Annotated in this window: 26 protein-coding genes; 22 read left to right on the forward strand and 4 right to left on the reverse strand. The window is 62.8% G+C overall.

What is annotated here, in order from left to right; genetic code table 11:
• The first annotated feature begins 64 nt into the window (after positions 1–64).
• The 12 genes from fleN to ACYAS9_RS05815 all read left to right on the forward strand — a co-directional run bounded on the left by fleN (position 65) and on the right by ACYAS9_RS05815 (position 10,931).
• Positions 65–901, forward strand: coding sequence for a flagellar synthesis regulator FleN (fleN, locus tag ACYAS9_RS05760; RefSeq protein WP_459745038.1), 837 nt, complete (start codon positions 65–67; stop codon positions 899–901).
• Positions 898–1,638, forward strand: a complete 741-nt coding sequence (fliA, locus tag ACYAS9_RS05765) for an RNA polymerase sigma factor FliA (RefSeq protein ID WP_463567360.1) — start codon at positions 898–900, stop codon at positions 1,636–1,638. Before fleN ends, fliA begins: the two co-directional genes overlap by 4 nt.
• A 248-nt stretch (positions 1,639–1,886) precedes the next feature.
• Positions 1,887–2,261, forward strand: coding sequence for a chemotaxis response regulator CheY (locus ACYAS9_RS05770; RefSeq protein WP_459745036.1), 375 nt, complete (start codon positions 1,887–1,889; stop codon positions 2,259–2,261).
• Positions 2,262–2,280: 19 nt separating this feature from the next.
• Positions 2,281–3,066, forward strand: a complete 786-nt coding sequence (locus ACYAS9_RS05775) for a protein phosphatase CheZ (RefSeq protein WP_463567361.1) — start codon at positions 2,281–2,283, stop codon at positions 3,064–3,066.
• A 31-nt stretch (positions 3,067–3,097) separates the two neighbouring features.
• Complete coding sequence (locus ACYAS9_RS05780) at positions 3,098–5,407, forward strand: chemotaxis protein CheA (protein WP_463567362.1); 2,310 nt, start codon at positions 3,098–3,100, stop codon at positions 5,405–5,407.
• A gap of 50 nt (positions 5,408–5,457) precedes the next feature.
• The gene (locus ACYAS9_RS05785; protein WP_463567363.1) at positions 5,458–6,633 is read left to right on the forward strand and encodes a protein-glutamate methylesterase/protein-glutamine glutaminase; all 1,176 of its coding nucleotides are present in this window, start codon (positions 5,458–5,460) and stop codon (positions 6,631–6,633) included.
• On the forward strand, positions 6,633–7,373 hold the full coding sequence (locus ACYAS9_RS05790) for a flagellar motor protein (protein WP_463567364.1): 741 nt from the start codon (positions 6,633–6,635) through the stop codon (positions 7,371–7,373). Before ACYAS9_RS05785 ends, ACYAS9_RS05790 begins: the two co-directional genes overlap by 1 nt.
• Positions 7,374–7,378: 5 nt before the next feature.
• On the forward strand, positions 7,379–8,266 hold the full coding sequence (motD, locus tag ACYAS9_RS05795) for a flagellar motor protein MotD (protein ID WP_463567365.1): 888 nt from the start codon (positions 7,379–7,381) through the stop codon (positions 8,264–8,266).
• Between the two features lie 44 nt (positions 8,267–8,310).
• Positions 8,311–9,099 (forward strand): ParA family protein, encoded by a 789-nt coding sequence (locus ACYAS9_RS05800; protein WP_463567366.1) that lies wholly within the window; start codon positions 8,311–8,313, stop codon positions 9,097–9,099.
• 1 nt (position 9,100) lies between these two features.
• Positions 9,101–9,988: a CheW domain-containing protein gene (locus tag ACYAS9_RS05805; protein ID WP_463567367.1), complete on the forward strand. Its 888-nt coding sequence runs from the start codon at positions 9,101–9,103 to the stop codon at positions 9,986–9,988.
• A 58-nt stretch (positions 9,989–10,046) separates the two neighbouring features.
• On the forward strand, positions 10,047–10,526 hold the full coding sequence (locus ACYAS9_RS05810) for a chemotaxis protein CheW (RefSeq protein WP_056838760.1): 480 nt from the start codon (positions 10,047–10,049) through the stop codon (positions 10,524–10,526).
• Positions 10,527–10,529: 3 nt separating this feature from the next.
• A complete protein-coding gene (locus ACYAS9_RS05815) occupies positions 10,530–10,931 on the forward strand; it encodes a DUF2802 domain-containing protein (RefSeq protein WP_463567368.1) in 402 nt (133 codons plus the stop codon).
• A 94-nt stretch (positions 10,932–11,025) separates the two neighbouring features.
• Here the strand turns inward: ACYAS9_RS05815 and ACYAS9_RS05820 are convergent, their stop codons facing one another.
• Together ACYAS9_RS05820 and fliK are read right to left on the reverse strand one after the other, a co-directional pair.
• The gene (locus ACYAS9_RS05820; protein WP_463567369.1) at positions 11,026–11,349 is read right to left on the reverse strand and encodes an EscU/YscU/HrcU family type III secretion system export apparatus switch protein; all 324 of its coding nucleotides are present in this window, start codon (positions 11,347–11,349) and stop codon (positions 11,026–11,028) included.
• Positions 11,349–12,986, reverse strand: a complete 1,638-nt coding sequence (gene fliK, locus ACYAS9_RS05825; protein WP_463567370.1) for a flagellar hook-length control protein FliK — start codon at positions 12,984–12,986, stop codon at positions 11,349–11,351. Before fliK ends, ACYAS9_RS05820 begins: the two co-directional genes overlap by 1 nt.
• Before the next feature lie 157 nt (positions 12,987–13,143).
• On the opposite strand from fliK, the gene ccmA reads away from it, so the two are divergent.
• The 10 genes from ccmA to ACYAS9_RS05875 all read left to right on the forward strand — a co-directional run bounded on the left by ccmA (position 13,144) and on the right by ACYAS9_RS05875 (position 20,533).
• Positions 13,144–13,770 carry a cytochrome c biogenesis heme-transporting ATPase CcmA gene (gene ccmA, locus ACYAS9_RS05830; RefSeq protein ID WP_463567371.1) on the forward strand — a complete coding sequence of 209 codons (627 nt, stop codon included), beginning with the start codon at positions 13,144–13,146 and terminating at the stop codon, positions 13,768–13,770.
• Positions 13,767–14,438 (forward strand): heme exporter protein CcmB, encoded by a 672-nt coding sequence (gene ccmB / locus ACYAS9_RS05835; RefSeq protein ID WP_463567372.1) that lies wholly within the window; start codon positions 13,767–13,769, stop codon positions 14,436–14,438. Before ccmA ends, ccmB begins: the two co-directional genes overlap by 4 nt.
• 67 nt (positions 14,439–14,505) lie before the next feature.
• Positions 14,506–15,291 (forward strand): heme ABC transporter permease, encoded by a 786-nt coding sequence (locus ACYAS9_RS05840; RefSeq protein WP_463567373.1) that lies wholly within the window; start codon positions 14,506–14,508, stop codon positions 15,289–15,291.
• A complete protein-coding gene (gene ccmD, locus ACYAS9_RS05845; protein WP_463567374.1) occupies positions 15,288–15,464 on the forward strand; it encodes a heme exporter protein CcmD in 177 nt (58 codons plus the stop codon). Before ACYAS9_RS05840 ends, ccmD begins: the two co-directional genes overlap by 4 nt.
• Positions 15,461–15,931, forward strand: a complete 471-nt coding sequence (gene ccmE, locus ACYAS9_RS05850) for a cytochrome c maturation protein CcmE (protein WP_463567375.1) — start codon at positions 15,461–15,463, stop codon at positions 15,929–15,931. The genes ccmD and ccmE overlap by 4 nt, the downstream gene beginning before the upstream one ends.
• A 3-nt stretch (positions 15,932–15,934) precedes the next feature.
• Positions 15,935–17,908, forward strand: a complete 1,974-nt coding sequence (locus tag ACYAS9_RS05855; RefSeq protein WP_463567376.1) for a heme lyase CcmF/NrfE family subunit — start codon at positions 15,935–15,937, stop codon at positions 17,906–17,908.
• Positions 17,905–18,441 (forward strand): DsbE family thiol:disulfide interchange protein, encoded by a 537-nt coding sequence (locus ACYAS9_RS05860; RefSeq protein ID WP_463567377.1) that lies wholly within the window; start codon positions 17,905–17,907, stop codon positions 18,439–18,441. Before ACYAS9_RS05855 ends, ACYAS9_RS05860 begins: the two co-directional genes overlap by 4 nt.
• Entirely contained in the window at positions 18,438–18,908 is a 471-nt protein-coding gene (locus ACYAS9_RS05865; RefSeq protein WP_463567378.1) for a cytochrome c-type biogenesis protein, read from the forward strand. Before ACYAS9_RS05860 ends, ACYAS9_RS05865 begins: the two co-directional genes overlap by 4 nt.
• Complete coding sequence (gene ccmI / locus ACYAS9_RS05870; protein WP_463567379.1) at positions 18,905–20,098, forward strand: c-type cytochrome biogenesis protein CcmI; 1,194 nt, start codon at positions 18,905–18,907, stop codon at positions 20,096–20,098. The genes ACYAS9_RS05865 and ccmI overlap by 4 nt, the downstream gene beginning before the upstream one ends.
• A gap of 9 nt (positions 20,099–20,107) precedes the next feature.
• Entirely contained in the window at positions 20,108–20,533 is a 426-nt protein-coding gene (locus tag ACYAS9_RS05875; protein WP_463567380.1) for a hypothetical protein, read from the forward strand.
• 60 nt (positions 20,534–20,593) lie between these two features.
• On the opposite strand, the gene ACYAS9_RS05880 is transcribed toward ACYAS9_RS05875, so the two are convergent.
• Both ACYAS9_RS05880 and ACYAS9_RS05885 read right to left on the reverse strand, forming a co-directional pair.
• Entirely contained in the window at positions 20,594–21,592 is a 999-nt protein-coding gene (locus tag ACYAS9_RS05880) for a sulfate ABC transporter substrate-binding protein (RefSeq protein ID WP_463567381.1), read from the reverse strand.
• Between the two features lie 102 nt (positions 21,593–21,694).
• A complete protein-coding gene (locus ACYAS9_RS05885; protein ID WP_463567382.1) occupies positions 21,695–22,528 on the reverse strand; it encodes an ion transporter in 834 nt (277 codons plus the stop codon).
• Positions 22,529–22,533 lie beyond the last annotated feature (5 nt).

A 22,533-nucleotide genomic window follows, 5' to 3' on the forward strand; every position in this document is an offset into this window, starting at 1 on the left:
TCGCTCGCGAACGTGCAGCCCGTAATGTGGTTTCGGTCTACGCATGACAAGGTAATGAAATAACATGGGCAGCATGCATCCCGTACAGGTTATCGCCGTGACCGGCGGCAAAGGTGGCGTCGGCAAGACCAACGTGTCAGTGAACCTTTCACTGGCGCTGGCCGAGCTTGGGCGACGTGTCATGTTGCTCGATGCCGACCTGGGCCTTGCCAATGTCGATGTCCTGCTGGGCCTGACCCCCAAGCACACCCTGGCCGATGTCATCGAAGGCCGCTGCGAGCTGCGCGACGTGTTGTTGCAAGGCCCTGGCGGTGTGCGCATCGTGCCGGCTGCCTCAGGCACCCAGAGCATGGTGCATCTGGCGCCTGCCCAGCATGCCGGCCTGATCCAGGCCTTCAGCGAGATCGGCGACAACCTCGACGTGCTGGTGATCGACACCGCCGCCGGCATCGGCGAATCCGTGGTTAGCTTCGTACGCGCAGCGCAAGAAGTGCTGCTGGTGGTGTGCGACGAACCGACGTCGATCACCGACGCCTACGCGCTGATCAAGCTGCTCAATCGCGACTACGGCATGAACCGTTTCCGGGTCCTGGCCAACATGGCCCAGAGCCCGCAGGAAGGACGCAACCTGTTCGCCAAGCTGACCAAGGTCACCGACCGTTTCCTTGACGTGGCTCTACAGTACGTTGGCGCCGTTCCTTATGATGAGTGCGTACGCAAGGCCGTGCAGAAGCAACGTGCCGTCTACGAAGCGTTTCCGCGTTCCAAGTGCGCCCTGGCGTTCAAGGCTATCGCCCAGAAGGTCGATACCTGGCCGCTGCCGGCCAACCCGCGCGGGCACCTTGAGTTCTTCGTCGAACGGCTTGTTCACCAGACCAGCGCAGCGGGACCTGTTCAATGACAGCCAGCGGTTATCAGATGTACAGCAAGGCTTCCAGGAATTCGCAGTACGAACTGATCGAGCGTTACGCTCCATTGGTCAAGCGCATCGCCTACCACCTGTTGGCACGCTTGCCGGCCAGTGTGCAGGTGGAAGATCTGATCCAGGCCGGCATGATCGGCCTGCTGGAAGTGTCGACCAAATACGACTCGAGCAAGGGCGCCAGTTTCGAGACTTACGCCGGTATCCGCATTCGTGGGGCGATGCTCGACGAGGTGCGTAAAGGTGACTGGGCGCCACGTTCGGTACACCGCAATACCCGGATGGTCAGCGACGCAATTCGCAGCATTGAGTCAAAAACCGGTCGCGACGCTAAAGATCACGAGATTGCTGCCGAACTCCAGTTAAGTCTGGATGATTATTACGCTATCTTGAACGACACCTTGGGCAGCCGCCTGTTCAGTTTTGACGACCTCTTGCAGGACGGCGATCATGACGGGCTGCACGAGGATGGCGCCAGCGCTTCGCTGGAGCCGTCGCGGGACCTGGAAGACGAGCGCTTTCAGGCCGCGCTGGCCGATGCCATTGCCAATTTGCCAGAGCGTGAGCGTCTGGTCTTGGCGCTGTATTATGACGAAGAGCTGAACCTCAAGGAGATCGGTGAGGTCCTGGGGGTCAGCGAGTCACGGGTTAGCCAGTTACACAGCCAGTGCGCCGCGCGTTTGCGGGGGCGTTTGGGGGAGTGGCGCGCGCGCTGACAGCGCCCGGACTATCCGGGCGGCTGCAGACCGGCTGTGCAGGGCGTCATGTGTCGAGTAACCAGACAAGGCAGGAGCCTGTCAGCAGACCTTTCGGGGTGGCTGTTTCAGGCGCTTTGGCCGTGTCTATGTGCCCGGGATGTGAAGGCTGCAAACGGTCGAAAATGTGCTGTGCCGGTATTGAGTGAACAGCGGGTCCGGGAGCCGGGCTCGTTCAGGACTGCTTGGAGGTCGAATTGGACAAGAACATGAAAATCCTCATCGTTGATGATTTCTCAACGATGCGGCGGATCATAAAAAACCTGTTGCGTGATCTGGGGTTCACCAACACCTCGGAAGCCGATGATGGCCTTACCGCGCTGCCGATGCTGCAAAGCGGTGGTTTCGATTTTCTGGTTACCGACTGGAACATGCCCGGCATGTCAGGCATCGACCTGCTGCGCCAGGTGCGTCAGGACGAGCGTCTGAAGAACATCCCGGTATTGATGGTGACCGCCGAAGCCAAGCGTGAGCAGATCATCGAGGCTGCCCAGGCCGGTGTTAACGGCTATGTGGTCAAGCCTTTTACCGCCCAGGTACTGCAAGAAAAGATCGAAAAGATCTTCGAGCGCGTCAATAGCTGATGCATGCCGCGAGGGCGCTATGGACAACAATGATTCGCTGGGTGACTTTGAGTCGACCCTGAAAAGACATGCGCATGAACTCGTCGCCAGCCTTGAAAAAGGCAAATTTGGCGATGCGGTGCAATTGATCCATGAGCTCAATCAGACGCGTGACCGCGGCCTGTATCAGGAAGTGGGCAAGCTGACGCGTGAATTGCACAGTGCGATCGTCAATTTCCAGATTGACCCACAAATGCCGCAAGCCGAAGAGGTGTCCCAGATCACGGACGCCACCGAACGCCTGTCGTATGTTGTGCGCCTGACCGAAGGTGCGGCCAACCGCACCATGGACCTGGTGGAACAAAGCACGCCGTTGATGAACAGCCTCAGCGACGATGCCAAGGCGTTGAGTACCGACTGGGGACGCCTGATGCGTCGCGAGATCGGTGCCGAAGAGTTTCGCGGGCTGGCCAAGCGCGTTGAAAGCTTTCTTTCTCGGACAGAGAAGGAAAGCCACAGCGTGGCGACCAACCTCAACGATATCTTGCTCGCTCAGGACTATCAGGATCTGACCGGTCAGGTGATCAAGCGCGTCACGCAATTGGTCACCGAGGTTGAGAGCAATCTGCTCAAGCTGGTGCTGATGGCCAGCCATGTCGATCGCTTTGCCGGCATCGAACATGATCGTGAAGCACTGTTGGCGGAAAATAATCCGAAAAAAAATCTCGCCCAAGGTGAAGGTCCGCAAATTCATGCCGATAAACGGGAAGATGTCGTTTCCGGTCAGGATGATGTGGACGACTTGTTATCGAGCCTCGGCTTCTAGATCTTGACGGTTAATTTTAGGGAGCACCCCCATGAGCTTCGGCGCCGATGAAGAGATCCTTCAGGATTTTCTGGTAGAGGCCGGCGAGATTCTCGAGCAATTGTCCGAACAACTGGTCGAGCTTGAAAGCCGACCGGATGACGCAGACTTGCTCAACGCAATTTTTCGCGGTTTTCACACTGTTAAAGGGGGCGCCGGCTTCCTCCAGCTGCATGAGCTGGTGGAGTGCTGCCACATTGCCGAGAACGTGTTCGACATCCTGCGCAAGGGTGAGCGGCGCGTAGACTCTGAATTGATGGACGTGGTTCTCGAAGCGCTGGACACCGTCAACAGCATGTTCGGCCAGGTGCGTGAGCGTAGCGACGTCACGCCTGCCACCCCTGAACTGCTGGCGGCACTGGCACGTCTTGCCGACCCGCAGGCTGCCGACGAGGCACCCGTGCAAGCGGCGCCTGTGCAAGCGGCAGCTGTCGCACCGGTGGCAGAAGCTGAAGCGCCGGCGCCCGACGATGAAATCACTGACGACGAGTTCGAGCGCCTGCTCGACTCGCTGCACGGTGCCAAGTCCGATGCGGTCGCTGCCTCGGCACCGCCGTCGCCGTCTGCGCCGCAAGCGCAGGTTTCGGCCAGCGATGAAATCACTGACCACGAGTTCGAAGCCCTGCTCGATCAGTTGCATGGCAAGGGTTCGTTCGACGCCAGTATCGCGGGAGCATCGGCAAGCGGTGCGGCGCCAGCGGCTGTTGCGCCGGTCGCGGCGGCAGCACCTGCGGTGGCGTCCGATGAAATCACCGACGACGAATTCGAAGCCCTGCTCGATCAGTTGCACGGCAAGGGCTCGTTCGATGCGGACAAGGCCACGCCTGCCGCTGCGAGCGCTGCGCCTGCAGCGCCTGTCGCCGCGGCGAAGGTCGAAGCACCGGCTGCCTCGGACGAAATCACCGAACACGAATTTGAAAACCTGCTCGACCAGTTGCATGGCAAGGGCAAGTTCGAGCCTGCGGCAGTGGCGGGGGCTGTGTCTGCACCGCCTGCGCCTGCTGCCAAAGCGGCGGCACCGGTCGCCAAGCCGGCTCCAGCGGCGGCCGCACCGGTTGCCAAGCCTGCTGCTGCGCCTGCGCCAGCCCGTGCTGCTGCCGCTGCCGCCCCGGAAAAACCGGCCGCGGTCGAATCCGAGACCACCGTACGGGTCGATACCGCGCGCCTGGACGAGATCATGAACATGGTCGGCGAACTGGTGCTGGTGCGTAACCGTCTGGTGCGCCTGGGGCTCAACAGCGGCAACGAGGCCATGTCCAAGGCGGTGTCCAACCTTGACGTGGTAACGGCCGACCTGCAAACCGCGGTCATGAAGACGCGCATGCAGCCGATCAAGAAGGTCTTCGGTCGCTTCCCGCGACTGGTTCGCGACCTGGCCCGCCAGCTCAAGAAAGAGATCAACCTGGAACTGGTCGGCGAAGAAACCGACCTCGACAAGAACCTCGTCGAGGCCCTGGCCGACCCGTTGGTCCACTTGGTGCGCAACGCGGTGGACCACGGTGTGGAAACCCCCGAAGAGCGCGAAGCTTCCGGCAAGCCACGCGGCGGCCGTGTGGTTCTGTCCGCCGAGCAGGAGGGCGACCACATCCTGTTGTCGATCTCCGACGACGGCAAGGGCATGGACCCTGCGGTATTGCGTGCCATCGCCGTCAAGCGCGGCGTGATGGACAAGGACGCTGCCGACCGCCTGAGCGACACCGACTGCTACAACCTGATCTTCGCCCCGGGGTTCTCGACCAAGACCGAGATTTCCGATGTGTCCGGGCGCGGTGTGGGCATGGATGTGGTCAAGACCAAGATTTCCCAGCTCAACGGCTCGATCAACATCTACTCGACCAAGGGCCAGGGCTCCAAGATCGTCATCAAGGTGCCGCTGACCCTGGCGATCATGCCGACGCTGATGGTCATGCTCGCCGACCAGGCCTTTGCTTTCCCGCTGGTCAACGTCAACGAAATCTTCCACCTGGACCTGTCGACCACCAACGTCGTCGATGGCCAGGAAGTCGTGATCGTGCGCGACAAGGCCTTGCCGCTGTTCTACCTCAAGCGCTGGCTGATCCGCTCGGCCGCTTATGAAGAGCAACGTGAAGGCCATGTGGTGATCCTGACGGTGGGCACTCAGCGCATCGGCTTTGTGGTCGACCAGTTGGTCGGTCAGGAAGAGGTGGTCATCAAGCCGCTGGGCAAGATGCTGCAAGGCACCCCAGGCATGTCGGGCGCCACCATCACCGGTGACGGTCGCATTGCGTTGATTCTCGACGTTCCGAGCATGCTCAAGCGTTACGCCTCGCGGCGGATTTGATTCTGGTGCCGGGGCCGCTTTTGCGGCCCCGGGCGCCTATTGGAGTGTTTATGGCAGTCAAGGTCCTGGTGGTGGATGATTCCGGTTTTTTCCGCCGCCGAGTTACGGAAATCCTGTCTTCGGACCCCCAGATTCAGGTGGTCGGTACCGCCACCAATGGCAAGGAGGCCATTGAACAGGCCCTGGCACTCAAGCCCGATGTGATCACCATGGATTACGAAATGCCGATGATGGATGGCATTACGTCGGTGCGCCACATCATGCAGCGCATTCCTACCCCTGTACTGATGTTCTCCTCACTGACCCACGAAGGCGCGCGAGTGACCCTCGATGCCCTGGATGCCGGTGCGGTCGACTTCCTGCCGAAGAATTTCGAAGACATCTCGCGCAATCCCGACAAGGTTCGCCAACTGCTGTGCGAGAAGATCCAGAGCATCGCGCGCAGCAATCGTCGTTTCAGCGCGTCCTCAAATACACACGCCGCACACACGCCAGCAGCCCCTGCGAGCACCAGCAGCACGACATCGTTCGACACCCCGCGTCGCCCGGCACCGCCGCCACCGCCGGCGGCTGCACGGCCAGCGCCTGTGCGCTCTCCGGCGCCGGCGCCTGCTGCCCACGCGCACCATGCCCCGGAGCATCGTTCGCCAGCGCCGCGTCGTAAATCCTACAAGCTGGTGGCCATCGGCACCTCGACCGGCGGTCCCGTGGCGTTGCAGCGGGTGCTGACGCAATTGCCCGCCAACTTTCCGGCGCCTATCGTTCTGATCCAGCACATGCCGGCCGCTTTCACCAAGGCCTTTGCCGAGCGCCTCGACAAACTGTGCAAGATCAGCGTCAAGGAAGCCGAAGACGGTGACCTGCTGCGTCCGGGCCTGGCCCTGCTGGCCCCTGGCGGCAAACAGATGATGATCGATGGCCGTGGCGCGGTAAAAATCCTGCCCGGCGACGAGCGCCTCAACTACAAGCCGTGCGTGGACATCACCTTCGGTTCGGCGGCCAAGAGCTACGGCGACAAAGTGCTGGCGGTGGTGTTGACCGGCATGGGCGCCGACGGCCGTGAAGGCGCGCGCATGCTCAAGCAGAGCGGCAGCAATGTCTGGGCGCAGGACGAAGCCAGTTGCGTGATCTATGGCATGCCCATGGCCATCGTCAAGGCTGACCTGGCCGATGCCGTCTATAGCCTCGATGACATCGGCCGGCACCTGGTCGAGGCGTGCCTGTAATGGATATCCTGAGTCTTATCGGCCTGATCCTGGCGCTGATAGCCATTATCGGCGGCAACTTTCTCGAAGGCGGTCATGCCGGTGCCTTGCTCAACGGCCCGGCGGCGCTGATCGTGCTGGGCGGCACGCTGGCCGCCTCGCTGATCCAGTCGCCGATGAGCGCGTTCAAGCGCGCCATGCAGATTTTTCCGTGGATCCTGTTTCCGCCGCGCATCGACCTGTCCGGCGGCATCGACCGGATCATCGGCTGGAGCCTGACCGCACGCAAGGAAGGCCTGCTGGGGCTTGAGTCGATTGCCGATATCGAGCCGGATGCGTATGCGCGCAAGGGCCTGCAATTGCTGGTCGACGGTGCCGAGCCCGAGACCATTCGCAGCATCCTGGAAGTGGATTTCATCACCCAGGAAACCCGTGATATCCAGGCCGCCAAGGTCTTTGAAGGCATGGGCGGCTATGCACCGACCATCGGCATCATCGGTGCGGTCATGGGCCTGATCCATGTCATGGGCAATCTGGCCGATCCCAGCCAGTTGGGCAGCGGTATTGCCGTGGCATTTGTCGCCACTATCTATGGCGTGGCCAGCGCCAACCTGTTTCTGCTGCCGGTCGCCAACAAGCTCAAGGCCATTGCCCTGCGTCAATCGCGCTACCGGGAAATGCTCCTGGAAGGCCTGCTGTCGATTGCCGAAGGCGAGAACCCGCGCTCCATCGAACTCAAGCTGCAAGGCTTCATGGAGTAGCCGTCATGGCCCGTCGTCGCCCTCGCGAAGAACATGAAAATCATGAACGCTGGCTGGTGTCCTACGCCGACTTCATTACCTTGTTGTTCGCCTTTTTCGTCGTGATGTATTCGATCTCGTCGCTCAATGAGGGCAAGTACAAGATTCTGTCCCAGGCATTGGTCGGGGTGTTCAACGACGCCGAACGGACCATGCAGCCGATTCCGATCGGCGAGCAGCGGCCGCAGACGGTCAAGCCTGCCCAGCCGTTGCTCAAGGACAGCGAAGAAACCGATGCCGGCATTGGCCAGAACAGTGTCGACCCGCTGAAAACCATCGCCGATGAAGTGCGCGCAGGTTTCGGCGATCTGATCAGTTCGGACCAGATGACGGTGCGCGGCAACGAGCTGTGGATCGAGATCGAACTCAACTCCAGCCTGTTGTTCGGCAGCGGTGACGCCATGCCCAGCAACCGTGCATTCGGCATCATCGACAGGGTCGCCACCATCGTCAAACGCTTCGATAACCCGATCCATGTCGAAGGCTTTACCGACGATCAGCCGATCAATACCGCGCAGTTCCCCACCAACTGGGAATTGTCGTCGTCGCGCGCTTCGAGCATCGTGCGCCTGCTGGCCATGTACGGCGTCAATCCGGCGCGCATGGCGTCGGTTGGCTACGCCGAGTTTCAGCCCATCGCCCCCAATTCAACGCCTCAGGGCCGTGCTGAAAACCGCCGCGTGGTGCTGGTGATTTCACGCAATCTGGATGTGCGTCGCAGCCTGACCAGCAGTGGTTCGGCCAATGCCCAGCCAGACGCGGCATTGCGTCGTGCTGGCACACAAACTGCACCGGCACCGGCAAGACCGCCGTCAGGCAACAATGCTGTCAATTCTCCGTCACCTGCTCGCTAGACGATCGCCGGTATGGAAGTTGCCGTGCGCAAGGAAATAACCGAATGAGAGTCTGGGCAGTCGCCAATCAGAAAGGTGGGGTCGGCAAGACCACCACGACCATTGCCCTGGCCGGGTTGCTGGCCGACTCGGGCAAGCGCGTGGTCGTGGTCGATCTGGACCCGCATGGTTCGATGACCAGCTATTTCGGGCACAACCCTGACGAGCTGGAACACAGCGCGTTCGACCTGTTCCTGCACAAGGGCGCGGTGCCGCAGGACTTGCCCGGCCAGTTACTGCTGCCGACCAGTGACAAACGTATTTTTCTGATGCCTTCAAGCACCGCACTGGCGACGCTGGAGCGCCAGTCGCCGGGGCAGAACGGCCTGGGGCTGGTGATCGCGAAGAGCCTGGCGCAGCTGTGGCAGGATTTTGACTATGCCTTGATCGACAGCCCGCCGTTGCTTGGCGTGCTGATGGTCAACGCGCTGGCGGCCAGTCAGCAGCTGGTGATTCCGGTGCAGACCGAATTTCTGGCGGTCAAGGGCCTGGAGCGCATGGTCAATACCCTGGCGATGATCAACCGTTCACGCAAGACGCCGTTGCCGTACACCATTGTGCCGACCTTGTTCGACCGGCGTACCCAGGCCTCGATGGGCACGCTCAAGCTGTTGCGCGACTCGTTTCCAGACCATGTCTGGAAAGCTTATGTGCCGGTCGACACGCGCCTGCGCGATGCCAGCCGTGCCGGCGTCACGCCGTCGCAGAACGACAGCAAGAGCCGTGGCGTGCTGGCTTACCGGGCGCTGCTGAAACACCTGCTCTCCGAGCAACTGACAACGCAGGTGGCCTGAGATGATTCGCCCCGTAGATATCGCAACCCGACCACAACTGGCACTGCAATCGTATCTGGATGCCTTGCTTCAGGACGCTACCGAAGAGGCGCCGCTTGCCCTGGAGGTGCTTGAGCCTGCCAGCACAATTGACGAGTTTCAGGCGGCCGTTCTGGAAGAACAGGCCCGTGATGCCTTGATGCCGGCACGCAAACCGCTGGCGCTGGCCGTTGCCGCACCCGCTGCGGTTGCCGTACCGGTGGCAGTGGCTGCGCCCGTGCAGATTCCGGCCCCGGTTCCGGTAGAGGTTCCGGTTCCGGTCGAGGTGCCTGTAGTTGCACCGGTGGTTGCCGAGCCTGCGCTTGCCCTGGTCGAGCCGGTCGCCGAGCTGAACAAGCCGCTGGGCCTGATCGTGCCGCCGCCACCGGCGGGTAGCCAGCGTCCCGAATGGGCCGCCGAACCCTTCGAATGCCTGTTGTTCGATGTGGCCGGCCTGACGCTTGCCGTGCCGTTGGTGTGCCTGGGCGCGATCTACCCGCTGGACGGCCAGGAACTGACACCGCTGTTCGGCCAGCCGGACTGGTTTCTGGGCATCCTGCCGTGCCAGGCGGGCAACCTCAAGGTGCTCGACACGGCCCGCTGGATCATGCCCGAGCGTTACCGCGACGATTTCCGCCAGGGACTGCAATACGTGATCTCGGTTCAAGGCTATGAATGGGGGCTGGCCGTGCATCAAGTCAGCCGCTCGCTGCGCCTGGACCCCAACGAGATCAAATGGCGCGCCCAGCGCGGTCACAGGCCTTGGCTGGCCGGGACGGTGATCGAGCACATGTGTGCGCTGGTGGACGTGGCAGAGTTGGCCGAGCTGATTGCCAGTGGCGCGGTCAAGCGGCTCGACAAAAAAAGATAAATCATCGGACGGCGCACCGTGCGCCGCCTGCACAGCACACACCTGAGGGGTTGCAAGCATGAACAAGTCGTCTGCACAGGGTTCCGAAGATCCTATCCTGCAGTGGGTTACCTTCCGTCTGGACAACGAGTCGTACGGCATCAACGTGATGCAGGTCCAGGAAGTGCTGCGTTACACCGAGATCGCTCCGGTTCCGGGTGCGCCAAGCTATGTGCTGGGCATCATCAACCTGCGCGGCAACGTGGTCACCGTGATCGACACCCGCCAGCGCTTCGGCCTGCCGCCGGTTGAAGTCAGCGACAACACCCGGATCGTGATCATCGAGGCCGACAAGCAAGTGGTCGGCATCCTGGTCGACAGCGTCGCCGAAGTGGTTTACCTGCGTCAGTCTGAAGTCGAAACCGCGCCAAACGTGGGCAACGACGAATCGGCCAAGTTCATCCAGGGCGTGTGCAACAAGAACGGCGAGTTGCTGATCCTGGTCGAGCTGGACAAGATGATGACTGAGGAAGAGTGGTCCGAACTGGAGAACATCTGACCGATGCTTGAGGCCGCCGTCATCGTTCTGGGCATTCTGTGGGTCTTTACCCTGTTGATGCTCGTGAGCCACATCAAGCGTCAGCGCCGTCTGGATGCCGAACGCGACAAGGTCAGCAGCGCGCGCGAACAGCGCATGCGCGATCTGGCCCGGCGCGTCGACAATTTCCAGAGCGGCACTGTGCGCATGGGCGAAGAGCTGCACGACCTGCGTGCGACCGTGGCCTTGCTGCCTGACAAGATCACCTCGCTTGAGCAGCGCGACCCCTCGACCCTGACCTTCGCCCAGGCCGCGCGCCTGGTCGGCATGGGTGCCAGCGTCGAGGAGTTGACCCAGTCCTGCGGCCTGACCCAGGCCGAAGCGCAACTGGTCAGCAAACTGCACCGGCATAACAACCGGCCGTAGAGCGGCAGCTTCAAGCGGTAGCTGCAAGAAAAGCGCGGACCACGGCGCTCCTGCCCCTGCTTTTACTTGCAGCTCACAACTTGCAGCTTGCCGCTTATTTCGGGGTGATGTCTTTCTCGATCGGTGGGTCGTCAGGCCCCCGGCCCACGGGGTATTTACCTTTGAGGTGCCAGGCAAAGGCGATGATTTCGGCGATGCTCAGGTACAGCGCTTGCGGAATGCTGTCGCCCAGTTCCAGGCGCGCCAACAGGCTGACCAGTTCGGCATTTTCGTAGATCGGTACTTCGTGTTCGCGAGCGATGGCGAGGATTTCCTCGGCCAGCCGGTCGTCGCCCTTGGCGCTCAGGGTCGGGGCTTGCTGGCCGTCGTAGGTCAGCGCGATGGCCTGGCGCGGGGCGCCAAGGTCGGTGTGGTTCATCAGGCGTTCTCGTCGATCCAGCGTTGTTCAAGGGAGGTGCGCGCACCTTGCGGGGCCGCGCCGTGTGTGCAGGCCAGCTCGCCGACGCTCAGGCCGCAGGCCACCAGGCGCTCGCGCAAATGGCCCAGCTCACGCGCGATCAGTCCGGCGCTGGCTTCGCGTTCCGCCCACAGTTCGCTGGACAGCGTGCCGCGCAACAGCTTGGCATGCACTTGCAGCGGGCCCAGCGGCTCCAGATCGAACGCCAGGTTGATGCTCCACAACTGTTCGCGCTGCGGCTCTTTATCCTCACCCTTCTGGCCGCCTGCCGACTCATCCGGCGCCGACTCCTCGCGCTGCACCTTGACCTGCAACGGCACGATATCGTGGGCATGACGGGTCGGCACTTCCAGTTGCCAGGTGGTGACCTGAGTGCCGTCGGCCAGCGTGCGGGTCTGTTCCAGCGCGCCCAGTTGATGGCTTTGCAGGCGCGACACGGCAGCCGCCGCCAGCTTGAGCAGTATTTCCAGATCGTCTTTTTCGCCGGTCAGCACATTGCGCGAGGGCAGGGGAAAGCTGTCCGGCACACTGCGCGCCGCCACCAGGCCCAGGGTGCCGAGTGCATTGCGGATCGCATTGGGCATCACCCGCGCCAGGGTATTGGACGCGGCCACTGCGCCATACGAGGTGTTGGCCGGCAGGCCAGGCAATAACTGGGCGATCAGGCGCATCAGGTTGGCCTTCATGTCCGGCGCCTGCTGCAGATTCTGGCCCGCCAGCAGGCGCGCCTCCATGAACAGGCCGCTGGCATTGAACGCCTGGGCCAGGCCGCGCGCATTGCCCAGTTGCTGAAAGTCAGGCAACTCGGCCAGCAACTGGTTGATGCTCGCTTGCAGCGCAGGATTGCTGGTGGTCGAGGTCGCGGGCAGGTTTTGCAGGGCGTTGAGCAGTGTGTCCAGCGAGCCCTGGCGGCTCTGTTGCACGCCGAGCTGTTGCGCCACCGCCAGTTGATCGAGACGCCCCGGCAACGGCACAAAGCTCAGGGCCTGATTGCCCTGCACCCGCGCGCTGAGCAGGCTGCCGACGGTCAAGGCTTGCGCGCTGTCGACGCTGATCGTGGTGCCGGCCAGTGGCGTATTGAGCAGCAACACCAAAGAGCGGTACGCCGTGGGTTGCGCGGCAGCATTACCGATGGACGCGGCCGGTGCCGGCTGGCTGGCGCGGGCCATCTCGCCCAGCGCCTGGCCGACCACCTGGCTGGTCATCACCTTGCCCTGCAACAAGGTGCCGGGCGGCACTTGCCGGGTGTCCAGTTCGGTGGTGACGTTATTCATCGCGGCACTGACCTGCTGCAACGACATCAGCAACTGGTTGGGCGAGGCCTGCATCACCTGGAACAGCGTGCCGGGCGTCAGTGGCACGCTGCTGCTCACCGCAACGCTGGTCTGGGTGCCATTGGCCAGGTTCAGGCGCAACAGCATCTGGAATTGCTGGTCGACCTGCTTGAGGCTGATGACCTGGGCGTCGGCGGTTTCGCCGTCGCCAATCAGGTTGGCGGCCGCATTGAACAGGGTCATCACCTGGCCTGCAGCCGCGCCACCACGTAGTTGTGCCAGCGCAGGATTGGCGGGAGGAACCTGGGAGATGTCACCTGTCATTGAGCTGCAACCAATTGAATTAGACCTCTTGGGAGCAGGGCGCCCATGTATAATGCCGGCCCTTTTTGCCGGATTCGCAATCAAGTTGCACCAGTGTAACGGCCGTTTCAGGGCTGACTTGAACGCGCATTTTTCTCTCGACCCACGGGCTCACGCAATGACTGTAACCCTGCAAGCCTGCGACCTGAGCTGCGAACGTGACGGGCGGTTGCTGTTCGAGCATCTGCACCTGCACCTGGCAGCGGGTGACCTGTTGCAGGTCAGCGGCCCCAACGGCAGCGGCAAGACCAGCCTGCTGCGCCTGCTGTGTGGTCTGATGCTGCCCGCCGATGGAGAGGTTCGCCTCAATGGCCAGGCCTTGACCGGCCAGCGCGCGCAACTGGCGCGCCATCTGCTGTGGATCGGCCATGCCGTCGGCATCAAGGACGTACTGACCCCACTGGAAAACCTTGCCTGGCTGTGCGCCCTCAACCAGCGCGCCGACAGCGCTGCGCTGTGGCAGGCGCTGGAGCAGGTCGGCCTGCGCGGCTTTGAAGATGTGCCGTGTCACACGCTGTCGGCGGGGCAGCAGCGGCGGGTGGCGCTGGCGCGGCTGTATCTGCCGGCCCCGGCCATCTGGATTCTCGACGAGCCGTTCACCGCGCTGGACGTGCAGGGCGTGGCGCAACTGGAACAACGCCTGTGCGAGCACTGCGAGCAGGGCGGCCTGCTGGTGCTGACCACCCATCACACCCTTGCCAGCAAACCTGCCGGTTACCGCAACCTTGATCTGGGAGGCGCATGAACCAGGTCTTCAGCCTGTTGCTGGCACGCGAACTGCGCCTGCTGGTTCGCCGTCCGGCGGAGCTGCTCAACCCGCTGGTGTTTTTCGCTATCGTGATTGCATTGTTCCCGCTGGCCGTCGGCCCCGAGGCACAACTGCTGCAAACCCTGTCGCCGGGGCTGGTCTGGGTCGCGGCGCTGCTGGCCGTGCTGCTGTCGCTGGACGGACTGTTTCGCAGCGATTTCGAAGACGGATCGCTGGAGCAGTGGGTCCTTTCGCCACACCCGCTGGCCCTTCTGGTTCTGGCCAAAGTGCTGGCACACTGGCTGTTTTCCGGCCTGGCACTGGTGCTGCTGGCGCCCTTGCTGGCGTTGATGCTCGGCTTGCCGGGGCATTGCGTGCCGGTGTTGATGCTCTCGCTGCTGCTGGGCACGCCGACCCTGAGCCTGCTGGGCGCGGTGGGCGCGGCATTGACCGTCGGTCTCAAGCGTGGCGGCCTGTTATTGGCGCTGCTGATCCTGCCGCTGTATATCCCGGTGCTGATTCTGGGCAGCGGCGCATTACAGGCCGCCCTGCAAGGCATGCCCGCCATCGGCTATTTGCTGTGGCTGGGCAGCCTGGCCGCGCTGGCACTGACGCTGACCCCGTTTGCGATTGCCGAGGGGCTGAAAATCAGCGTGGCCGAATAATCGAGGTGCCGGGACCGTTGTGCGACGGTCAACCGCCACCCCCGTATACCGTGATAAAGGCAGTTAAATGAAAAGCAACAACAGCTGGGCCTGGTTTCACCGCCTGGGTTCACCGAAAACCTTCTACGACCTCAGTGGCCGCTGGCTGCCGTGGCTGGCTGCGCTTGCGGCATTGTCGCTGGGCATCGGCGTGGTCTGGGGCCTGGCCTTTGCGCCGCCCGATTACCAGCAGGGCAACAGCTTTCGGATCATCTACATCCATGTGCCCAGCGCGATGCTTGCGCAGTCGTGCTACGTGATGCTGGCGGTGTGCGGTGTGGTCGGGCTGGTGTGGCGCATGAAGCTGGCCGACGTGGCCCTGCAATGCGCCGCCCCGATTGGCGCATGGATGACCGCGCTGGCCTTGCTGACCGGCGCCATCTGGGGCAAGCCGACCTGGGGCTCGTGGTGGGTCTGGGATGCGCGGCTGACCTCGATGCTGATTCTGCTGTTTCTGTACCTGGGCCTGATCGCACTGGGCAATGCCATCAGCAACCGCGACAGCGCCGCCAAGGCCTGTGCGGTGCTGGCGATTGTCGGGGTGGTGAATATCCCGATCATCAAATACTCGGTCGAGTGGTGGAACACCCTGCATCAGGGCTCGACCTTCACCCTCACCGAAAAACCGGCGATGCCCGCCGAAATGTGGCTGCCGCTGCTGTTCACCACGCTGGGTTTCTACGCCTTCTTTGCCTGCGTGCTGCTGCTGCGCATGCGCCTTGAGGTGCTCAGGCGCGAGGCGCGCAGCCGCTGGGTGCAGGACGAAGTGAACAAGACGCTGAGTGTGCCGATGGACAAGGAGCCACGACCATGAGCTTTGAGTCCCTGAGCGATTTTCTGGCCATGGGCCGTCACGGGCTGTTCGTCTGGTCGGCTTACGGCCTGTTCGCCGTGGTGCTGGGCATCAACGTGGCGCTGCCGTTGCTGGCCCGGCGTCGTTATTTGCAGGAACAGGCACGCCGCCTGCGTCGGGAGCGTCAATCGTGAATCCACAACGCAAGAAACGCCTGTTGCTGATCCTCGCCCTGCTGGTCGGCATCGGCGCCGCCGTCGGCCTGGCGCTCAGTGCCCTGCAAGAAAACATCAACCTGTTCTACACCCCGACCCAGATCGCCAATGGTGAAGCGCCGCACGGCACGCGCATTCGCGCCGGCGGCATGGTCGAGAAGGGCTCGTTGCAGCGCTCGGGCGACTCGCTGGACGTGCGCTTCGTGGTCACCGACTTCAACCGCTCGGTGACCATCCGCTACCAAGGCATCCTCCCGGACCTGTTCCGTGAAGGGCAGGGCATCGTTGCCCTTGGCCGGCTCAATAGCGAGGGCGTGGTCGAGGCCGATGAAGTGCTGGCCAAACATGACGAGAAGTACATGCCGCCCGAAGTTACCAAGGCGCTCAAGGACAGCGGCCGTCTGCCGGCTGAACCTGCGCCATCACTGCCAGCAAAACAGGGCTGACCGATGATCCCCGAACTCGGCCATCTGGCCATGATTCTGGCGCTGTGCTTTGCCCTGGTGCAGGCCAGCGTTCCCATGATCGGCGCCTGGCGTAACGATGCCCTGTGGATGAGCCTGGCGCGCCCGGCCGCCTGGGGCCAGTTCAGCTTTCTGCTGATCGCCTTCGCCTGCCTGACCCAGGCGTTCATGAGCGACGATTTTTCCGTGGCCTATGTCGCGCAAAACTCCAACAGCGCCTTGCCGTGGTACTACAAGTTCAGCGCAGTGTGGGGCGCGCATGAGGGCTCGTTGCTGCTGTGGGCGCTGATTCTGGGCGGCTGGACGTTTGCGGTGTCGGTGCTGTCACGGCAGTTGCCGATCGTGATGCTGGCCCGCGTGCTGGGCGTGATGGGCATGATCAGCCTGGGCTTTCTGTCGTTCCTGATCCTGACCTCCAACCCGTTCTTGCGCATCCTGCCGCAAATGCCGGCCAACGGTCGCGACCTTAATCCGTTGTTGCAAGACATCGGCCTGATCGTCCACCCGCCGATGCTGTACATGGGCTATGTAGGCTTTTCGGTGGCGTTTGCCTTTGCCATCGCCGCCTTGCTCGGCGGGCGACTGGATGCGGCCTGGGCACGCTGGTCGCGGCCATGGACCATCGTCGCCTGGGCGTTTCTCGGCGTCGGCATCACGTTGGGTTCGTGGTGGGCCTACTACGAACTGGGCTGGGGCGGCTGGTGGTTCTGGGACCCGGTCGAAAACGCCTCCTTCATGCCCTGGCTGGTCGGCACCGCGCTGATTCACTCGCTGGCGGTTACCGAAAAACGCGGGGTATTCAAAAGCTGGACCGTCTTGCTGGCGATTGCCGCGTTCTCGCTGAGCCTGCTCGGCACATTCCTGGTGCGCTCCGGCGTGCTGACCTCGGTGCATGCCTTTGCCACCGATCCGGAGCGTGGCGTGTTCATCCTGATCTTCCTGCTGATCGTGGTCGGCGGTTCGCTGGCGCTGTTCGCCGTGCGCGCGCCGGTGGTCAAGAGTCAGGTCGGCTTTGCCCTGTGGTCACGCGAAACGCTGTTGCTGGCCAATAACCTGTTGCTGGTGGTCGCCGCCGCGATGATCCTGCTCGGCACTCTTTATCCGCTGGTGATCGACGCCGTGAGCGGGGCGAAGATGTCGGTCGGCCCGCCGTACTTCAACAGCCTGTTCGTGCCGTTGATGGCGCTGCTGATGGTGGTGATGACCGTCGGTGTGCTGGTGCGCTGGAAAGACACGCCGGGCAAATGGTTGCTGCGCATGCTCACCCCGGTGCTGATCGCCAGCGTGGCGCTGGCGCTGCTGTTCGGCCTGCTGCTCGGCGAAGGCCAATGGGCGGTGCTGGCCACCGTGCTGCTGGCGGCCTGGGTAGGGTTTGGCGCATTGCGCGATATTCACGACAAGACCCGGCACAAGGGCTTGCTGAAAGGCCTGCGCAGCCTGACCCGCAGCTATTGGGGCATGCAGGTGGCGCACGTCGGGCTGGTGGTCTGCGCGCTGGGCGTGGTGCTGTCGAGCCAGCACAGCATCGAACGCGACCTGCGCCTGGCGCCGGGGCAAGCCACCGAACTGGGTGGCTACCGCTTCGTGTTCGAAGGCGCCCGACACTTTCAGGGACCGAACTTCACCTCGGATCGCGGCACCGTGCGGGTCTTTGAAAACGAGCGCCAGGTCAGCGTGCTGCACCCGGAAAAGCGCCTGTACAGCGTGCAGCAATCGATGATGACCGAAGCCGGCATCGACGCAGGCTTTACCCGCGACCTGTATGTGGCACTCGGCGAGCCACTGGATAACGGTGCCTGGGCGGTGCGCATTCATATCAAGCCGTTCGTGCGCTGGATCTGGTTCGGTGGCCTGCTGACCGGACTGGGCGGTGTGCTGGCGGCCACGGACCGCCGTTACCGGGTCAAGGTCAGCAGCAAAGTACGCCAGGCCTTGAAGCCTGCTGGAGCACTGTCATGAAGCGTTGGGTTCTGCTGATTCCGCTGGTGATCTTTCTGGGCCTGAGTGCGCTGTTGTTTCGCGGGCTGTTTCTTGATCCTGCCTCGTTGCCCTCGGCCCTGATCGGCAAGCCGTTCCCGGAGTTTTCACTGCGCGACGTCGCCAGCGACAAGGTGGTGACCCGCAATGACTTGCTCGGCCGCCCGGCGCTGGTCAATGTCTGGGCCACCTGGTGCGTGGCCTGCCGCGCCGAGCACCCGGTGCTGAACCGGCTGGCGCAGCAGGGCGTGGTGATTCACGGCATCAACTACAAGGACATGAATCCTGAGGCGCAGAAGTGGCTCAAGGATTTCCATAACCCGTACCAGCTGAATATCCGCGACGACGACGGCAACCTGGGCCTGAACCTCGGGGTTTACGGCGCGCCGGAAACCTTCCTGATCGACAGCAAGGGCATCATCCGCCATAAATTTGTCGGGGTGATCGACGATCAGGTCTGGCGCGAACAGCTGGCCAGCCGGTATCAGGCACTGGTCGACGAGGCGCAGCCATGAAGCGCTGGATGATGGCAGCGCTGCTGAGCCTGGGCTTGATCGGCATCGCCCAGGCGGCCATCGAGGCGCACACTTTTCGTGACGAAGCCGAGCGGGCCCGCTATGCCGAGCTGACCCGCGAACTGCGCTGCCCCAAGTGCCAGAACCAGGACATTGCCGATTCCAACGCGCCGATTGCCGCCGACCTGCGCAAGGAAATCTACCGCTTGCTCGAAGAAGGCCGCAGCAACCGGCAGATCGTCGAGCACATGGTCGACCGCTACGGCGAGTTCGTGCGCTACAAGCCGGCGCTGACCTCGCGCACCTGGCTGCTGTGGTTCGGTCCTTTGTTGTTGCTGGTCGGTGGCGCGGTGCTGATCGTCGTGATCGTGCGCCGACGCCGCCAGCCACAGCCTGGCCAGGCCGCACGTCTTTCCGACGAGGAGCGCGCGCGCCTCGCCCAACTTCTGGATAACACCCGTCAATGATCGATTTCTGGATGGCCACGGTGCTGCTGTTGCTGGTGGCTGCAAGTTTTCTGCTGATCCCGATACTGCGCAGCCGCACGCCCGCCACAGGCCAGGACCGCACCGCGCTCAACGTCGCGCTGTATGAAGAGCGCCTGGGCGAGTTGCAGGCCCAGCACCAGTCCGGTGTGCTCAGCGCCACGCAACTGGACGACGGCAAGGCCGAAGCGGCGCGCGAGCTGCTGGCCGACACGCAAGGCGCCGAGCAGCCCGCGCCAACACCGCGTCGCTCGCTGGGCAAGGCCGTGCCGCTGCTGGCCGCCGTGCTGGTGCCGCTGCTGGGGCTGGGTTTGTACCTGCATTACGGCGCCAGCGAGCGGGTCGAGCTGGCGCGCGAATTCGCCACGCCGCCGACCTCGCTGGCCGACATGACCCGTCGCCTGGAGCGCACCGTCGAAGTGCAGCCCGACTCGGCCGAGGGTTTCTATTTTCTGGGCCGTAGCTACATGGCCCAACAACGTCCTGGCGACGCCGCCAGACAGTTCGAGCGCGCCGCCGCACTGACTGGCCGCCAGCCGCAATTGCTCGGCCAGTGGGCCCAGGCGTTGTATTTCGCCGGCAACAAGGCCTTCAGCCCGCAGGTGCAGGCGCTGACCGACGAAGCGCTCAAGGCTGATCCCAATGAAATCACCAGCCTTGGCTTGCTGGGCATTGCGGCGTTCGAAGGCGGACGCTTTCAGCAGGCGGTCGACTACTGGACGCGCCTGCAAGGCCTGTTGCCGGCACAGGATCCGTCGCGCGATGCGCTGCAAGGCGGTATCGAACGCGCCCGCGCCAGCCTGACCGGCGCCACGCCGCCGGCGGTAACCGAGGCGAAGCTCAAGGTGCGCGTGCAACTGAGCGAGGCACTCCAGCATCAGGTGCAGCCGGGCGACAGCGTGTTCATTTTTGCCCGCGCCGTCGACGGCCCGCCGGCACCGCTGGCGGTCAAGCGGGTGACCGTGGCGCAGTTGCCCGCCGAGGTCGAACTGGGCGACAGCGACGCAATGATGCCGCAACTGAAACTGTCGAACTTTGCGCAAGTCCAACTGATGGCACGCATCTCACGGGCCGGGCAACCGACCCGGGGTGAGTGGGTCGGCAGCAGCGCGCCGTTGACGCGCGCGGCTGCAGGCAAACAGACCTTGACCATCGACCGACCCGATCAGTAGGAACCCGCCATGTCCGCAATCACTTGGCACCATGCCCGCACCGGCCTGCTGGCCGCCGCGATAGGCCTGAGCGCCGCCTGTACGACGATGCAGCCGCACACGCCGCCGGCGCCGCGCAGCGATGAGCCGATCCAGAGCCTGCCGGGCTCCGGCACGCCACGCGCGACGCCGAGCAACAAACAGCCGATCAAGCCCGCCACCAAGGCGCCGGCGAAAACCTCGGCCAGCTTCGCCCCGCCGCCGGGCGTCAAAAGCCATTGGGACCAGCGCCTGGGCGTGTATGTGCTGGACGGCCAGAGCAATACGTTTTATCGCCAGCGCACCTATTACCAGTGGGACAACGGCTGGAACTGGTCGACCCAGCCCGACGGCCCGTGGCAAGCCACCGACAGCAGCGGTGTGCCGGCAGGACTGGGGCGCGAGTTCAGCAACTGACGCACACAAAAACGGCGACCCTGAGGTCGCCGTTTTTACTTGCGCGATCATGCGTCCGGATTATTTACCCGGATAGATCTGATCGAACACGCCACCATCGATGAAGTGGGTCTTCTGCACGGTGCGCCAGTCGCCGAAGGTCTTCTCGACCGACAGAAATTCGACTTTCGGGAAGCGATCCTTGTACTTGGCCAATACCGTGGCGTCGCGTGGGCGCAGGTAGTTGTTGGCCGCGATTTCCTGGCCTTCAGCCGACCACAGGTACTTCAGGTAGCCTTCAGCCAGGGCGCGGGACTGTTTCTTGTCGACGACCTTGTCGACCACGCTCACCGGCGGCTCGGCTTCGGCGGAGACGCTCGGGTAGACCACTTCGAACTTGTCGCGGCCGAACTCGCGGGCAATCATTTCCGCTTCGTTCTCGAACGTCACCAGCACATCGCCAATGCCATTGGTCATGAACGTGGTGGTGGCGCCACGGCCGCCGGTGTCGAGCACCGGTACGTGCTTGAACAGCTCGCCGACGAATTTCTTCGCGGCGGCTTCGTCGCCACCGTTCTTCAGGGTGTAGCCCCAGGCCGACAGGTAGGTGTAGCGACCGTTACCCGAAGTCTTGGGGTTCGGCACGATGACTTCCACGCCATCCTTGACCAGGTCGTTCCAGTCTTTCAGGGCCTTGGGGTTGCCCTTGCGCACGATGAACACGGTGGCCGAGGTGAACGGCGCGCTGTTGTTCGGCAGGCGGGTGACCCAGTTTTCCGGCACCAGCGCGCCGTTGTCGGCCAGGGCATTGATGTCGGTGGCCATGTTCATGGTAATCACATCGGCCTGCAGGCCATCGATCACCGCCCGCGCTTGCTTGCTGGAGCCGCCGAACGACATCTGTACCGTGACATCTTCCTTGTGCTCGGCCTGCCAGTGTTTCTGGAAGGCGGCGTTGTAGTCCTTGTAGAAGTCGCGCATCACGTCGTAAGAGACGTTGAGCAGGGTCGGCGCAGCCTGTGCGGCACTGCCCAGGGCCAGGCCTGCGGCCAGGAGCGAGGCGGCGAATAATTTCTTCACTGCAGATTCCTTTTGATGATCGTGTTGTTATCGAGGCTTTTTCTAGCTGCCGCGATGATAGCGGGGTGTCACGACGCCATTAAAGACTAAAAAAATATTTACTTATTCCCGGTCGTCGCGTTTTGCAAACAACGCATTGCCGCACCGCGAACAGAACGCCGCGCCGTGCTCGTGATGCTTCTTGGCGCACACCGGGCAGTCATGCTTGAGCTGCTCGCCGCGCATGGCGTTGGCAAGCTCGGCGGTAAAGATGCCGGTGGGCACGGCAATGATCGAATAACCGATGATCATCACCACCGAAGAGACCATCTGCCCCAGCGGCGTCTTGGGCACGATATCGCCGAAGCCCACCGTGGTCAGGGTCACGATTGCCCAGTAAATGCCCTTGGGAATGCTGGTAAAACCATTGCCCGGACCTTCGATCACGTACATCAAGGTGCCGAACACGGTGACCAGCGTCGACACGCTGACCAGAAATACGATGATCTTCTGCTTGCTGCCCTGCAGCGCCGCTACCAGGTAATGCGCCTGGCGCAGGTAGGCGCCCAGCTTGAGCACCCGGAAAATGCGCAACATGCGGATGATCCGCACGATCAGCAGGTACTGCGCATCGCTGTAGTAGATCGCCAGCACGCCAGGCACGATGGCCAGCAGGTCCACCAGCCCATAAAAGCTGAACGCATATTTCAGCGGCCGCGGCGAACAGTACAGCCGCAGGATGTATTCCACGGCGAACACCAGGGTAAAGCCCCATTCGATCCACGTCAGAAACGTGGCGTATTCGCGATGAATGCCCGGCATGCTGTCGACGATCGTGACCAGCAGGCTGAGCAGGATGATCACCAGCAATATCTTGTCGAAACGCCGCCCGGCCGGGGTATCAGTCTGGAAAATGACAGTGTGCAACTGCTCGCGGCGGCTTGTGGCGGTGTTCATGGAGG

This window comes from Pseudomonas sp. HP_08 (assembly GCF_055284095.1).